Source organism: Halomicrococcus pelagicus, assembly GCF_050954125.1.
On sequence record NZ_JBPBWC010000001.1, the window covers coordinates 1 to 14,167 of the forward strand.

Annotated in this window: 14 protein-coding genes and 1 pseudogene; 6 read left to right on the plus strand and 9 right to left on the minus strand. The window is 67.0% G+C overall.

Translation table 11 applies throughout. The features are described from left to right. Window positions 1-168: 168 nt before the first annotated feature. Entirely contained in the window at window positions 169-645 is a 477-nt protein-coding gene (locus ACRYA2_RS00005; RefSeq protein ID WP_433623000.1) for a cupin domain-containing protein, read from the minus strand. Between the two features lie 153 nt (window positions 646-798). Next, window positions 799-1,785 (minus strand): DsbA family protein, encoded by a 987-nt coding sequence (locus ACRYA2_RS00010; protein WP_433623002.1) that lies wholly within the window; start codon window positions 1,783-1,785, stop codon window positions 799-801. 432 nt (window positions 1,786-2,217) lie between these two features. On the opposite strand from ACRYA2_RS00010, the gene ACRYA2_RS00015 reads away from it, so the two are divergent. Continuing rightward, complete coding sequence (locus ACRYA2_RS00015; RefSeq protein ID WP_433623004.1) at window positions 2,218-2,703, plus strand: Lrp/AsnC family transcriptional regulator; 486 nt, start codon at window positions 2,218-2,220, stop codon at window positions 2,701-2,703. Beyond that, entirely contained in the window at window positions 2,700-3,839 is a 1,140-nt protein-coding gene (locus tag ACRYA2_RS00020) for a pyridoxal phosphate-dependent aminotransferase (protein WP_433623006.1), read from the plus strand. The genes ACRYA2_RS00015 and ACRYA2_RS00020 overlap by 4 nt, the downstream gene beginning before the upstream one ends. Before the next feature lie 170 nt (window positions 3,840-4,009). Here ACRYA2_RS00020 and ACRYA2_RS00025 read toward each other — a convergent pair whose 3' ends face one another. Further along, on the minus strand, window positions 4,010-4,807 hold the full coding sequence (locus tag ACRYA2_RS00025; protein WP_433623008.1) for a hypothetical protein: 798 nt from the start codon (window positions 4,805-4,807) through the stop codon (window positions 4,010-4,012). Between the two features lie 243 nt (window positions 4,808-5,050). Between ACRYA2_RS00025 and ACRYA2_RS00030 the strand changes: the two genes are divergently transcribed. Further along, on the plus strand, window positions 5,051-5,716 hold the full coding sequence (locus ACRYA2_RS00030) for a right-handed parallel beta-helix repeat-containing protein (protein ID WP_433623010.1): 666 nt from the start codon (window positions 5,051-5,053) through the stop codon (window positions 5,714-5,716). A 112-nt stretch (window positions 5,717-5,828) separates the two neighbouring features. Here the strand turns inward: ACRYA2_RS00030 and ACRYA2_RS00035 are convergent, their stop codons facing one another. The 4 genes from ACRYA2_RS00035 to ACRYA2_RS00050 form a co-directional block, all read right to left on the minus strand. Further along, the gene (locus ACRYA2_RS00035; protein ID WP_433623012.1) at window positions 5,829-7,085 is read right to left on the minus strand and encodes a cellulase family glycosylhydrolase; all 1,257 of its coding nucleotides are present in this window, start codon (window positions 7,083-7,085) and stop codon (window positions 5,829-5,831) included. Between the two features lie 101 nt (window positions 7,086-7,186). Further along, entirely contained in the window at window positions 7,187-8,602 is a 1,416-nt protein-coding gene (locus tag ACRYA2_RS00040) for an arylsulfotransferase family protein (RefSeq protein ID WP_433623014.1), read from the minus strand. A 159-nt stretch (window positions 8,603-8,761) separates the two neighbouring features. Beyond that, window positions 8,762-9,268: a DUF7311 family protein gene (locus ACRYA2_RS00045; protein ID WP_433623016.1), complete on the minus strand. Its 507-nt coding sequence runs from the start codon at window positions 9,266-9,268 to the stop codon at window positions 8,762-8,764. Beyond that, the gene (locus tag ACRYA2_RS00050) at window positions 9,265-9,699 is read right to left on the minus strand and encodes a DUF7310 family coiled-coil domain-containing protein (protein WP_433623018.1); all 435 of its coding nucleotides are present in this window, start codon (window positions 9,697-9,699) and stop codon (window positions 9,265-9,267) included. The genes ACRYA2_RS00045 and ACRYA2_RS00050 overlap by 4 nt, the downstream gene beginning before the upstream one ends. Before the next feature lie 210 nt (window positions 9,700-9,909). Between ACRYA2_RS00050 and ACRYA2_RS00055 the strand changes: the two are divergent. The 3 genes and pseudogenes from ACRYA2_RS00055 to ACRYA2_RS00065 all read left to right on the plus strand — a co-directional run bounded on the left by ACRYA2_RS00055 (window position 9,910) and on the right by ACRYA2_RS00065 (window position 12,714). Beyond that, window positions 9,910-10,981, plus strand: a pseudogene (locus ACRYA2_RS00055) (tubulin/FtsZ family protein). Between the two features lie 98 nt (window positions 10,982-11,079). Continuing rightward, window positions 11,080-11,976 (plus strand): 1,4-dihydroxy-2-naphthoyl-CoA synthase, encoded by an 897-nt coding sequence (locus ACRYA2_RS00060; RefSeq protein WP_433623020.1) that lies wholly within the window; start codon window positions 11,080-11,082, stop codon window positions 11,974-11,976. Between the two features lie 399 nt (window positions 11,977-12,375). After that, window positions 12,376-12,714 (plus strand): DUF7344 domain-containing protein, encoded by a 339-nt coding sequence (locus ACRYA2_RS00065; protein ID WP_433623021.1) that lies wholly within the window; start codon window positions 12,376-12,378, stop codon window positions 12,712-12,714. 68 nt (window positions 12,715-12,782) lie between these two features. Here the strand turns inward: ACRYA2_RS00065 and ACRYA2_RS00070 are convergent, their stop codons facing one another. Both ACRYA2_RS00070 and ACRYA2_RS00075 read right to left on the minus strand, forming a co-directional pair. Then, window positions 12,783-13,097: a HalOD1 output domain-containing protein gene (locus ACRYA2_RS00070; RefSeq protein ID WP_433623023.1), complete on the minus strand. Its 315-nt coding sequence runs from the start codon at window positions 13,095-13,097 to the stop codon at window positions 12,783-12,785. Window positions 13,098-13,167: 70 nt separating this feature from the next. Then, window positions 13,168-13,962 (minus strand): TrmB family transcriptional regulator, encoded by a 795-nt coding sequence (locus tag ACRYA2_RS00075; RefSeq protein WP_433623025.1) that lies wholly within the window; start codon window positions 13,960-13,962, stop codon window positions 13,168-13,170. Window positions 13,963-14,167 lie beyond the last annotated feature (205 nt).

Below are 14,167 nucleotides of genomic sequence, written 5' to 3' on the forward strand. Positions count from 1 at the left end.
GTTGAGGCGGTCGAATTCGGGCATAGATCACTGCGAATTCCAACCGCCTCATCCTTCATCCTTATCTGAACAGTGCCAGTTGGATGGGTCATTTCACCAGGTCGTCCGCGCTCGGGTCTACTCGATGCTAGCGAGGGTGGAGAGGTGAACGTCGAGCGATAGGACGGCTCAGGCGTCGAGGGTCGCGCCGCAGTCCGGGCATTCGAGACGCATCCCGTCCTCGGAGATGTCGACCGCGAGCACGTCGCTGTCGCACTCGGGGCAGGGCTGGGGCGTCCGCAGTTCGGTCGAGGGCCTCGGCGCACCGAGCGCGAGCGCGACGACGCGGTCGTCGCTCTCGTTGCGGCCCTGCTGGAACTCGCCGGGCGCGAATCGAATCGCCTCGCCCGCCGCGACATCGACCGTCTCCGTCTCGCCGGTCGGGTCGTCCTTCGTCTCGAACGTTGCGGTCCCGGAGACAACGTAGAACACCTCCTCCTGGTCGAGGTGGGCGTGGAGTCCGCCCGCGAACGCCTCCCCCGGGTCGAGCGCGTAGCGGTTGATGGCGAGGTCGGACGTGCCGAGCGCCTCGGTGAGTCCGCGACGGTCGACGCTCTCGTCGGCCAGCGTCTTCGGGTCCACGTCGTCGATGTCGACTCGTTGCATGCGGGCCGACCCACGGACTCTGGTGTGAAAGCTCTACTCCTCGCCGTGCCGCCGTCGGTGTCGTCGTCGGTCGCGCTCGCTGGTCGAGCGGCGCTCGCTTCCGTGAGAAAACGGGCGTCTGCGGTGTTCGGGGACCGATGAGCGGCGAGACGGTTATCCGAGTGTCGAGGGGTCGACGGTCTCGCCGTCGACGTAGACGCGGAGGGAGTCGGGAGCCGAGAAGTTCGTGATGTCGCCCTCGACGACGTAGCTGTCCTTCCAGGGACCGACCCAGCCTTCGGCGGTCGCACCCGAGACGACGTCGTCGGACTCGATGCTGGCGTTCATCGCCTTGCTCTTCTCGATGCCGCTGCTCGCGCTGAGCTCGTAGTGTGTCCAGCCGCTCGTCGACCGACCGTCGAGGGTGACGGCCCGGGTCGTGGGCTGGCTGCTGGTGGACGCGCTGGCACCGTCGAGGTGGCCGTCGATCCAGGAGAGCAGGTCGTCGACGTCGTGGTGCGGCGAAGTGGTCTCGCCGCCGAGTTCGAGCGTCGGCGTGAAATCGACGTCGGCGTCGTCGGCGGCGCCGATGGTCGCCTTGACGTCGTCGTCGTATCGGCCGGATTCCGCGCGGTCGATGGCTTCGCTCACGTCGTCCACGCCGGCCGCCCGCATGCGGTCCGCCATCTCGTCGTACGTGACCGTCCCGGACACCTTCTCGTCGTACATGTCGCGGAAGAACGCCCAGTAGTCGTCGGGGGAGACGTTCCAGGCTCCCAGCGCTGCTTTCGAGATGAGCGGGTCGCTGTCGGAGATGTAGTAGTACGACGAACCGTGCGAGGTGTGGCCGGGGCGCTCGTAGGCGTGCGCCCGGTAGCGGAGGTTCAGGTCGCCAGCGGCGACGTACTCCTCGATGACGTCGTCGAGGTTCTTCTGAACGAACTCCTGCGTGTACGGACATTTGAAGTTCCCGAACAGGGTCGCCGTCGGGTTGTCCGCGTCCGTGCCCATGGTCGCGTACGTGAGCGAATCCGTGTCGTCGGGGATGGGTGCGCCACCGACGGACGCCGCGCTCGCTGCCGTCGTACTTCCGAGGCCAATCGCTGCAACTGCACCGGTCGCTTTCAGAAACTTCCGTCGCGATGAATCGCTGTTCGACATCCGTTGCATCCCTGGAAGCAAGGGGGTAAAGACCCGGACGATAGTTCAGTCTCTCCGAACACTCCTGTACAGTTTCACGACCGTTTCGGGACCGCTCCGTGGGAAATGATGACTTACAGACCGTCCTCCGTCGGCGCGCGGACGAGGCGACGAGCCGGCGTTTCGGTTTCGAGAGGCCGTCGCGGGGTCGATTTCGTCACGGTTCGAGGCCGACGTCGCCGTCTCGCGAGCGCCCCGAGTCGCGTTCTGCTGCCGTTCGTCGACTGTTTCACACCCTTCCACCACTGTTTCATGCGAATAGTTCCCATGATTTTAAGGCGTCAGCGGCGCGCTCGCGACCGGTTTGCCTGTCCTCTTGGTCGTCGAGCGACACCTCGCGGGAGGACTTGCCACGTGAGCAAATCCTATCCCGCTGGACGGGCAGTGCCAACTATGGACGAGAAACGCGAACTGCTCGAACTGCTGCTGTCGGACGCCCGTGAGAGCACCGACGACCTCGCGCGACAGCTCGGACTCGACGAGGAAACGGTCGAGGACCTGCTCGCGGAACTGGAGGCCGAAAGGGCCGTCCGGGGGTACACGGCCGTCGTCGACTGGAACCGGGTGTCCGACGAGCACGTGATGGCGGCGGTCGAACTGAACGTGGAACTCGACCGCGAGACCTCCTACGACGACATCGCGAGCCGCATCGCCGGGTTCTCGCAGGTGTCGACCCTGCGTCTCGTCTCCGGCGACTACGACTTCGCGGTCGAGGTCGAAGGCGAGTCCATGCACGAGGTCTCCCGGTTCGTCGCCGACCGGATAGCGCCCATTCCGGAGGTGACCCAGACGGTGACCCACTTCGTCATGGAGACGTACAAGGAGGCCGGCATCGAGTTCGACGACCGCGACGACGACCGCCTCTCCGTCTCGCCATGAAGCCCGCCGACCGCGTCCAGCGCGTCCCGCCGTCCGGCATCCGGCGCTTCTTCGAACTGGCCGAGGAGAAAGACGACGTCGTCTCGCTCGGCGTCGGCGAACCTGACTTCTCGGCTCCGTGGGGCGCTCGAACGGCCGCCATCGAGTCGCTCGAACGCGGAAAGACCTCCTACACCGCCAACCGCGGTATGCGAGAGCTCCGGGCGGCCATCGCCGACCACGTCGAACGCTGGGACCTCGACTACGACCCCGCCGAGGAGATACTGGTGACGACCGGCGCGAGCGAGGCCGTCGACGTGGCGATGCGCGCGCTGGTCGACCCCGGCGACACGGTCGCGGTTCCGCAACCGTCCTACGTCTCCTACGTCCCCGGGGTCACGTTCGCGGGTGGCGAACCGCTCGCCGTCCCGACGCACGCCGAGAACGACTTCGTGCTCACCCCCGACGATCTGGCGTCGGCGGGTGCGGCGGACGCCGACGCGCTCGTACTCTGCTACCCGAACAACCCGACGGGCGCGACGATGTCCGAGGACGAACTCGCCCCGGTCGCGGCGTTCGCCCGGGAGCACGACCTGACAGTGCTCTCCGACGAGATATACGCCGCACTCACCTACGAGGGCGAGCACACCTCCATCGCCACGCTGCCCGGTATGCGCGAGCGCACCGTCGTGTTCAACGGCTTCTCGAAGGCGTACGCGATGACGGGACTGCGACTGGGCTACGCACTCGGTCCGGCCGACGGCATCGGGGCGATGAACCACGTCCACCAGTACTCAATGCTATCGTCGCCGACGACCGCCCAGTACGCGGCGATAGAGGCGCTGCGCGGTTGCGAGGAGGACGTCCGGGAGATGCGCCGCGAGTACGACCGCCGCCGCCGGTTCGTGCTCGCGCGGTTCCGCGAGATGGGGCTGGACTGCTTCGAGGCCGAGGGTGCGTTCTACGCCTTCCCGCGCTGTGGCGGCGACGACGAGCAGTTCGCCGAGGGCCTGTTGCGCGAGCAGTCCGTGGCGGCCGTCCCGGGTAGCGTCTTCGGCGCGGGCGGCGAGGGCCACCTCAGGGTGTCCTACGCCACCGGGATGGACGACCTCCGGACCGCGATGGACCGCATCGAGGCGTTCGTGGACTCGCGGTAGGACGCTGCACTCGACGCCGGCTTTCGCCCGTCGGCGACCCCCACCGGTCGCCGCGAGCCGACCGCTTCTCGTTTAAGTGCTTCTGGCGACAAGGGAGAGATACGAGGGAAGTTCGCCGACTTCTGCAGCGTCGTTTCGTTCGACCAGCCACGGGCGTCTCGTCTGAGACCTCACCGTCGCTCTTCGAACGCCGAGCGCAGCGTCCACTCGCCGTCGAAGAAGGGCGACCCCGGGAAGCCCGCCCCGCGCCAGAGCGCGTCGACGGGGTCGGCGAGTTCCGCGCGAACGTCGCAGTCGAAGCCGTCGAGCGTGACCGTGAACGGGGCGAGCAGGTCGGTCCGGACCGTGGCCGAGCCGTCCCCGGCGGAGCCGCCCCTGTCGGAATCGCCTTCACCAGTGTCGAGCCGACAGCCCGCCGCGCCGAAGACGCTGATCGCGACGTGGACGGGACCGCGGGTCTGGTGGTACGCGAGCAGGCGGAGATACCGGCGGACGCAGGCGGTCAGGTCGAGTTCGAGCGCGCGACCGTCGAGACAAACCGTCCCGTCTTCCGCCTCCCCGCCGTCGCTCCCCCCGTCCTCGAACGGCAGCGCCGAGACGGACTCGACGACGCCGTTCGAGAAGAGATGCGCGTAGCCACGGCACTCGGCGGCGTCCTCGACGTACGCGCCGAAGCCGTCGGCGGTCCAGGTCCCGCGCGCGTCGCCCGCGTTCCCGAGGACGGGCAGTTGCGTGGGCCGGGTGGGGTCGGCCTCCGGCAGGACGCCGCGCTCGGAGAGGTCGACGGCGTACCCGTCGTCGTAGACCCCGTCCGGGACGAGATGGACGACGACGCCCCGCGGCCGGTCGAACCCGAAGTAGCTCGTTCCGGAGACGACGGGGTCGAGGCGCTCCTGGTGGAGCGCGGTCGCCTGTTCGCTCGCTCCGCCGGCGTACTTCGCCGCCATCACCGCGTCTCGGTAGCTCATTGACGAACCAGAGCGGACGTGGGCGAAAAAGTGGACCGGTACGCCGGAACTCCGCGGGATTCCGTGTGGCCCGGCGTCACGTGACGCACGTTCTCTCGGCGAGTCGACCAGCCGCCGCGACAAGTCAACGAGACGACTGAAATCCGTCCGACGGACGGCCAGAGATACTTTTTTGGCATCGACCGTCGTCCAGACTCAAGCAAGATGGTTCCGTCTAAATCGTTGTCCACTCAGCGATTGATATTGCTCTTCGTCGTCTCGCTCGGCGTCGTCTCCGGGAGTATCTTCCTCGCCACCAACGACTTCGTCGGCGCTCCGGGCGGCAACGCCAGCGCCTCCCAGTACACGAACGTCACGAGCTGTACGACCATCACCGAACCGGGGCAGTACGCTCTCAGGCGCAACGTCGGGGGAAGCGCCGGACTCTCCGAAAGCTGTATCACCATCCGGGCGAATAACGTGGTCCTCGATGGGTTCGGGCACACGGTCGACGGCAGGGGCGTGACCAACTCCACCGGCATCCGCGTCGAGGGCGAGTCGGTGACCGACGTCACCATACGCGCCGTGACGGTGACCGACTGGAACCGTGGCATCCACGTGATGAACGGCTCCCAGGTCACCATCCGGAACGTGAACGCGACGACCAACGCCGAAGCCATCTCCATCTGGAACACTCGCCGGAGTTCGGTCACCCGGTCGGAGTTCCACCAGAACTTGCTTGGCGTCGTCGTCGACAACGCCAGCACGAACGTCACCGTCTCGGGCAACCGCTTCGAGAACAACTACGCCGGCGACGTCAAACGCGGACGGGGTCGGCTTCGCTCGGACGCCGAGTCTCTTACTATCCCTGACGCCGCCTCGCCGACGAGGTCGTTCCTGGCGGTGCGACGGCACCGCGTCGCGACGTGACTCGGTCTACAGGCGGAGCAGGCCGAGTGCCTCGGGGTCGTTCGAGAGAGCGAAGCTCTCTCGTGATGACGAGACGCCGTCGGCGTCTCGAACCACATGACCCCGAGGCGGTTCACTCGCCCGACCGTACCGACGCCGTCGATTCGTTCCCGTCCTCGTTCTTCTCGGGCCGTATCTCGGCGAACCAGTCGGGGTACTCTCGTCGCTCGCGTCCCTCGAACGTCGGATCGCCGGACATGGCCTTGATGGCGCTGGCGTCGTCTCTGCTCCAGACCGCCCCGTCCTCGTGGAAGAGGCCGTTGATGACGCCCATCCGCCGAAGACGGGCCGAGTACGCCGGTTTGACCATCAGCGACCAGAAGAAGTTGCCGATGCCCGCGTCCGCGATTATCGGTGCCAGCGAGGAGTAGTCGGGGACGGCCTCTTCCTGGCTCACGTTCGCGAAGAACCCGTCCCCCTGACGGATGCGCTGCCACTCCGACAGCCAGACGGGAGCCTCCATCCCGTCCGCGACGTTGTTCGCCTGCCGGAGCGTCCGACGGTACTGGGCGGGTGTCTGTGCGAAGTTGTAGTGGAACTGCAGGATGTCCATCCCCCAGTCGAGATAGCGGGTGTTGTTCGTGAGGCTCGTCGCCCCCACCGTCAGCGGGATGTCCCCACGCTGGGCGGTGAGCGTGTTCGCCATCTTCGCCATGAACTCGACGTCTTTCTTCTCCCACCCCGGTTCGTTGGTCAATTCGATGGCGAGCAGCCGCGAGTCGCTACGATACCGCCGCATGAACCACCTGATGTACTCCCGCGGCGTCTCCCAGAGTCGCTCGTTCTTTATCGTTCGGGTCGCGGGCGAGAACGTGTGGACGCCCGTGAGCGGGTCGTCGTCGATCAGGTTCTCGTACGTCGGTTCGTGGCCGATGCTGTCGTGGAGGCCGAGGACCACGCGCATGTCGCGGTCGGCGGCGGCGTCAAGGAAGTGTTCGAGTCGCTCCTCGTGGCCCTCAGGGTCTTCGAGCCAGTAGGCGTAGCTCATCCACGTCCGGATGGCGTTGAGGTTCAGGCGAGCGGCGTACCCCAGGTCGCGCTCGATGACCGCGCGGTCGTAGTCTTTCCACATCTGGTATCGGTTGAACGCCCGCGCGGGAACGTAGATAGCACCGCGCACGTCGACTGGAGCGTCGGTGTCGAACTCGTCCGGGAGGACGTCGCTCGGCTGCGACGAGCGGCCGTCCGACCGCTCCGACGATCGCTGTCTTCCCTTCGCCCCAGTACGTGACTCGTCCGAGTTCCGTACCGTTCCGGTCGGCGACAGGCCGGCAGCGGTTGCACCCACCCCGAGACCGAGAAACCGCCGACGCGAGACACGCCCGTTCATCTTCCTGTGAGAACGACGAGCCAGCCCCTAAAACCTACGACCGTCCGGCGGAAATGTTGGCCGAGGCGAGTAGTTCGTCCCGAGACGAACGCGCGCCGGCGTCAGTTCTCGTCGCTCGCGACCCGGTCGACCGGAAGCTGGAGGCGGTACCCGCGCCAGTACGCCTCCGCGAGACTCCACGTCAGGCCAACGAGGAGGACGCCGACGAGCGCGAACACTTCGAGTACGTGGAACCAGCCCGGCATGACGTAGAGCGCTGCGTTCAACAGCTTCGGCGGTATCGTGTCCTCGACGGCGGTCAGCGCCTTCTTCGGCAGGGAGGCCAGGCCGTCGTCGCCGGTCTTCGCCTTGCTCTCCGCGTCCTTCGCCTCGCCGTCGATGCTCGCCTTCCCGGCGAGGTCGGCGCGCTGTGCGCTCGGGCCGCCCGCGCTCTCGTCGCCCGTCCCGAGGCGTTCGGCGTCGTACGGGAAGTTGAACTGCGCGCTCCACACCTTCTCGCCGTCCTCGTTTATCTCGACCACGCGGTTGCCGTGCGTGTCGGTGACGAGCGTGTTGCCGTTCGGCAGGCGGTCGGCGTCGCGGGTCCACTGCATCCGGGCGTCCTTCCACTCCCAGCTCTGTTTCCACGCCCCGTCGACGCGCTGGAACTCGACGACGCGGTCGTTGTGCGAGTCGGCGACGACGACGGCGGGACCGCCCTGGGACGACGGAATGTAGTCGGGGTTATGCTGGCCGAACAGGACGCTGTGGTTGTCCTCCTCGCCGAGCGTCCAGCTCTCGTTCACCCCGGTCGTCCGGTTGATGAACACGACCTCGTCCTGGTTGCGGATGCTGACCATGATGCGGCCGTCCGGCAGCATCTCCACGTCGTTGAGGTGAGTGAAGTCGTTCGGGAAGGGACCGCCGCTGTCGTGGGAGTAGTGTGCGAGGGCCTGCCACTGCCAGGTGACGATTTCGCTGGAGGTGTTGACGACGAACACCCGGTCGCGCTCGATGTCGGCGACCGCGAAGTGGGTGTCGTTGATGCGGTCGACGTCGTGCCAGCGGTTCGTGTACGGGATTCGGAACCCGGAGTAGGTCGGGACGACGCGACTGTACAGCCGGTCGACCTCGTCCGTGGACATGTTCAGGCGCTCGATGACCATCCGTCGGCAACTGGTCACGCCGTCGCACTGCTGCTTGGGGATGGTCTCGGCGCCGACGTACGTGACCGTGTACTTCCCGGCAGGCGATGGGTCGACGTCGGAGTAGTAGTCGAGCGTGGCATTGTGGTACAGCACGTCCTTGCCGGGACCGACTGCGACGAGCTTCGACCCGACGGTCGGACTCTTGTGGTCGCTGACGACCGTTATCTCGTCGGCAGGAACGTCCGCGATGCCGTGGGGGCCGTTCGTCGTTCTGGAGTCGGCGACGGCTCCGGAACCGGTTACCTGTCCGGCGTATCCCGACGCGAGCACGCCGACACAGAGCACCAGCAGGACGCCAAACGCGACACGAAGACGTTTTCGGGGGACCATCTACCAATCGTCTTTCACCAGAGATAATAAATCCACTCTCATCGTCGTCGAATCCACTCGCCAGGTTCTCGAATCTACCTGCGTCGGCGTCTAATCCACCTTTTCGACGCTCGTAACGATGCTGGTATTTCCAGGGACCACGCGTCGGACGCTGGACCGTCACCGTCCGTCGCGCGAGACGAGGACCGTCAGCCGCCCCCGGTACCTGACCAGACGGAGGGTTATCCTCGTCCGCCCGGACCGCCAGACGACCAGCGGCCTCGCGTCGGAATGCACCCGCCAGTCGCCGTCCCGGGTCGCCACGCGAACGTCGAACGGTACGTGCCGAACGCGGGTTCGACCGTCGGCCACTCCGTAGGCCAGCACGTCGCCGCGGGCGTCCTTCGGGTGCCGACGACCGGGGACGCCCCCGACCGCGACGAACTCGACCCCGGCGCTGGTCGGCGACGCGGCCGGGATCGTGAGCGTGACGACCCGACGGGCGCCCCGGTCGCCGAGCGGGACGGCGTCGTCGCTTTCGACCGCTTGCATCGCACGGGGGAGTCGACCGAGGTCTCCCTCGACGCTCCGTTCGGCGCTGGTCGACCGGGCGTCCTCGACGGCGGGCGCTGCGAGACCGCAGACGGCGACCGCGAGCACGACGGCGAGCGCCGTCCAGACGCTCACAGCGACTCCCTCAACCGGTCGAGGAGGGAAGCGTCGCCGTCTCCGCCGGTGTCGACGGGGTCGCCGCGGGTCGTGGGTGCGCTCCCGTCACCGGTCGCCCGCGCGCTCCCGTTCGTCGGCGGAACGACGGCGTCCGCCGTGGTCGGAGCGGACACGTCGGACGACTCCAGCGCCTCGACTTTCGCTAGCGCGGCGTCGGCGCGGCGCTCGACGTCCTCGTTGACCGAGCGGACGTTGCCGACGTAGCCTCGCACCGCCTGGAGGGCGGCGTCAAGTTCGTCCACGCGCGCTTCGAGGTCGTCGAGTCTGGCCGCCAGGTCGTCGGTCGTCGCCGCGAGTCCGGCGTCGTCGAGGTCGGGGGGTTCCTCCGCATCGGCGAGCGCGCGTTCGACGGCGTGCAGCCGTTCTTCGAGGGTGTCGGAGTCGGGCATCGACGGCGTTGGCCGCGCCCCAGTATGTAAAGGTTCGTCCGACGGCGCGAACGGCGGCTATCGTTCCAGGTGCGCGGTTGGCGATTTCGTCTCGGTCGGACCGCGACACCGGGTTCCCCTCTGCACGGCGGTGTCTCGTCAGCCGACGGGACCTCGCTTTTTCTCACCCGCGTCGGAAAGTTGATTATCCCCCAATCAGACGCTTCGCTTATGAAAGTCGTCCTGATAGGAGTGGGGCAAGCGGGGGCAAGATAACCCAACAGCTGGTGGAGTTCGACGCCCGGATGGGCTTCGACGCGGTGCAGGGTGCGGTCGCCGTCAACTCCGCGGAAGCCGACCTCCAGGAACTGGACCTCGACACGGTGCTCGTCGGTCGGGACCGCGTGAACGGTCACGGCGTCGGCGGTGACAACGAACTCGGCGCGGAAGTGATGCAGGAGGACGCCGGCCAGGTGATGAGCGCGCTCGAGGGCCGCATCACCGCCGAGGCGGAGGCCGTCTTCGTCGTCGCCGGCCTCGGCGGCGGCACCGGCAGCGGCGGCGCGCCGGTGCTCGTCCACGAACTCCAGCAGATACACGGGATGCCCGTCTACGCGCTCGGTGTCCTCCCCGGGCGCGGCGAAGGCGCGATGTATCAGGCCAACGCCGGTCGGTCGCTGAAGACCGTCGTCCGCGAGGCCGACGCCACCCTGCTGGTCGACAACGACGCCTGGCACGCGGCCGGCGAGAGCATGGGCGAGGCGCTGGACGCGATAAACGAGGCCATCGCTCAGCGATCGGCCTCCTGTTCGCGTCCGGCGAGGCGACCGAGGGCGTCGGAGAGAGCGTCGTCGACTCCAGCGAGGTTATCAACACCCTCCGCTCCGGCGGCATCGCCGCGCTCGGATACGCCAGCGCGCCCGCGGACGAAGAGAGCGCCGAGAACATCAACACCGTCACGAGCAACACTCGCCAGGCGCTGCTGTCGAACCTCAGTCTCCCGAACGCCGTCGCGGCGGACTCGGCGCTGCTGGTCGTCGCCGGCCAGCCCGACCGCATCCCGCGGAAGGGCGTCGAGAGCGCCCGGACGTGGGTCGAAGAGCAGACCGGCAGCCTCCAGGTGCGCGGCGGCGACTTCCCGCTCGACAGCGAGCGCCTCGCGTCGCTCGTCCTGCTCGGCGGCGCGGAACGCTCCGAGCGCATCCACGAGTTCATGGAGCGCGCGAAGGAGGCGAGCGAGCGAGCCGAACGCGAGGACCCCGCCGAACAGTTCCACAACAAGCAGATAGACGACCTGTTCTAGTTCGTCGCCCGTGGGATGCGGAGATTTCGGATCGACGCGTCGTCGCCGCCGGAGCCGCGACGGGAATCTATTTGGACGTGCCACCGCCACTCCCGGGCATGGTATCGGAGATTTTCGACGGAGAGCGCTGGGAGGAGGTCGACGACGTCGACTTCCGGGACATCACCTACCACCGCGCGAGAGACCAGGGCACCGTTCGCATCGCGTTCGACCGCCCCGAGGTGCGCAACGCCTTCCGGCCGGGCACGGTCGACGAACTGTACGACGCGCTCGACCACGCCAAGCGCCAGACGGACGTGGGCTGCGTCCTCCTGACGGGCAACGGCCCCTCGCCGAAGGACGGCGGCTGGGCCTTCTGTGCGGGCGGCGACCAGTCCATCCGCGGCGAGTCGGGGTACGAGTACCGGGACGGGGACGAGGAGCGCGAGACGGCGTCGGAGGGCGGCCGCCTGCACATCCTAGAAGTCCAGCGACTCATCCGCCACATCCCCAAGCCCGTCGTCTGCGTTGTCCCCGGGTGGGCGGTCGGCGGCGGCCACTCGCTCCACGTCGTCTGCGACCTCACCCTCGCCAGCGAGGAGCACGCGAAGTTCCTCCAGACCGACCCCGACGTGGGGAGCTTCGACGGCGGGTTCGGCTCAGCCTACCTCGCCCGGCAGGTCGGCCAGAAGAAGGCCCGCGAGGTGTTCTTCCTCGGGAAGACCTACTCCGCCGAGGAGGCCGCGGAGATGGGCATGGTCAATGAGGTGGTCCCCCACGAGGACTTGGAGGACGTCGCGCTGGAGTGGGGCGAGGAGATGAACTCGAAGTCCCCGACCGCCATGCGGATGCTCAAATACGCCTTCAACCTCGACTCGGACGGTATGGTCGGCCAGCAGGTGTTCGCCGGCGAGGCGACCCGGCTGGCGTACATGACCGACGAGGCCCAGGAGGGACGGGACGCCTTCAACGAGGGCCGCGATCCCGACTTCGACGACTACCCCTGGCACTACTGAGACCCGTCGCTCCTTCTCCGTCGCCGGGCCGCGTCGCTGCCCGGCGCGCAGTCGCAGTGCAGCGCGAGCCTGAATCCCGTCCTCTCCGTGCTCGCGCTCGGCGTCCTCCCGACGACCGCGACGCTGCCCTACGACCTCCACTGGCGACCCTCCCGGTCGGCGCTCTCCGCGGTCGCACCCGCCTCGACCGTTCGTCATTTAAGTGCTTCTGGCGACAAGGGAGAGATACGAACGAGGCTTCTCCGGAACTCGGCTACCGTGGCCGCGGGTCTCCTCTCGCTTCCGGGCGCTGCTCGACTCGCCTGGGCCGATTTATCGGCCGAGGACAGGGATTTTATTTCCGCTATCTTACTATCTATTTGACAATGTCGTTATAAACTGTGGGGGCCATTCACATCCATGGCCTCGCTGGACACGATCTTCGATCTGCTAAGCGAAGAGCGTCGACGGTACGCCCTGTACTATCTGAAGAAACAGGACGGGCCGGTTTCGGTGACGGAACTCACCGAAGCGGTAGCCGACCGGGAGAAGGCCTCGTCGCCGGAGGACGTCCCGGACGAGACGCTCGAACGGATAGACATCTCGCTTCGACACAACCACGTCCCGAAGACCACCGACGCCGAATTCATCGAGTACGACAGGGCCGACGGCGTCATCCGTCTCCGTGGCTCTCCGCCGGAGTTCGAGGCCCTGGTCACCATCGCCGAAATCATCGAAAACCCCGACACCGACGAGTGACGCGGTCGCCGGTCGTGAAGCCGCGGCGCTCCCGTCGCGGACCACGACGGGGTCCGCGTTCGCCGGTGCTATCGCTGGCCACGTAGTCGAACGTGGCCGTCCCGTCGGAGAGTCACCTCGTAGCCGGCGTACATTATCGTAATCCGGACGCGAGGCGCCTGGTCGTCGTTCGACGACGTGACGAGCGCGTTGAGCGCGTCGGGGTCGACGTAGTCGTACAGCGGGTCGAGCGTCGCCGGGTCTCGGTCTGTGGCGTCCGCGACCAGTTCGGTTACGGCGGTGACCGGCGACGTTACTGCCCAGTCGTAGTCGGCGAGGCTCGCGTCGGGTGGCTCGTCTCCGCCCGTGGGGTCCTCATCAGGGTGCTCACCATCCCCGCTCATGATGCCCCTCAAGAGGATGTGCTGCTACATTAACTTTCTGTGAGAAAGTGAGTGACAACGCGGGGGCGGCTCATTCCTCTTCGGTGTTCGAGAGACGCCACGTGAAAATCGCTCTGAGGACGATGACGAGGCTGTTCGTCTCCCCCTCCCCCCAGATCGCCGTCTCGGCGTGCTCCGACGGGACGGACTCCGACCGTTCCTGCCGAACGCTGACGAGCGTCTTCGTCCCGTCGACCATCAGAAGACGGCCGGCCGGCGTGTCCGACCAGATCCAGAGCGACTCGAACATCTCGGCCCCGGGAATCGACTCTTGGATGCGGACCTGCACTGTCGGCGAGATTCCCGCAAGCTGTATCCGGACCCCGCGCTCGGCGGCCCTGGCCAACGTTTCGACGATTTCGTCCGTGAGAAGTTCTTCCACGGTTATGTAGACGATTTCGTCCTCGGCGCTGTCGAGGAACTCCGTGACGCGGCTGGTGACGGCCTCGTGGCCGTCGACCGTCCAGACGCCCTCCTGCTCGGTCCGACGGGGACCGGTATCGAGCGCGTCGAGCGCCGCCCCGAGCCGGGAGAGCCGGTGCTGGAACTCCCGTTCGAACACGCGCCCGAGCGTCTCGGCCGACACCGGCCAGAACTGCTTCGGCGTCGAGTGCTGGACGTCGACGAGCCCCTTTTCGCGGAGTTCCTCGACCGAGTCGTACACGCGCGTCCGCGGTACGTCGGCGACTTCGCTCACGTCCTTCGCCGTGCCCGAGCCGAGGCCGACGAGGGCGACGAGCGTTCTGGCGGCGTACGTGCTCAGTCCGAGCTGTTCGAGGTTGTCGATAGCCACGGAGTCGGGGTCGTCGGGCGGATTCTCGCGCATCGGTCTCTGACCAGTAATACTGTCTGACGTTGTCCGTATCGAAATCCCTACCCCGGAGGGCAGGGCTGGCACGCAGTGGCGAGTGGTTGGGACACTACCGCGCTGCGTGCCATCTGTATCTCGGACTGGCGTAGGCAAGAAGCTTTTGTGATTAAGTGAGTGACAGAATCTCGGGCAGTTCTCCTCCGAGGGAAGATTCCGACCG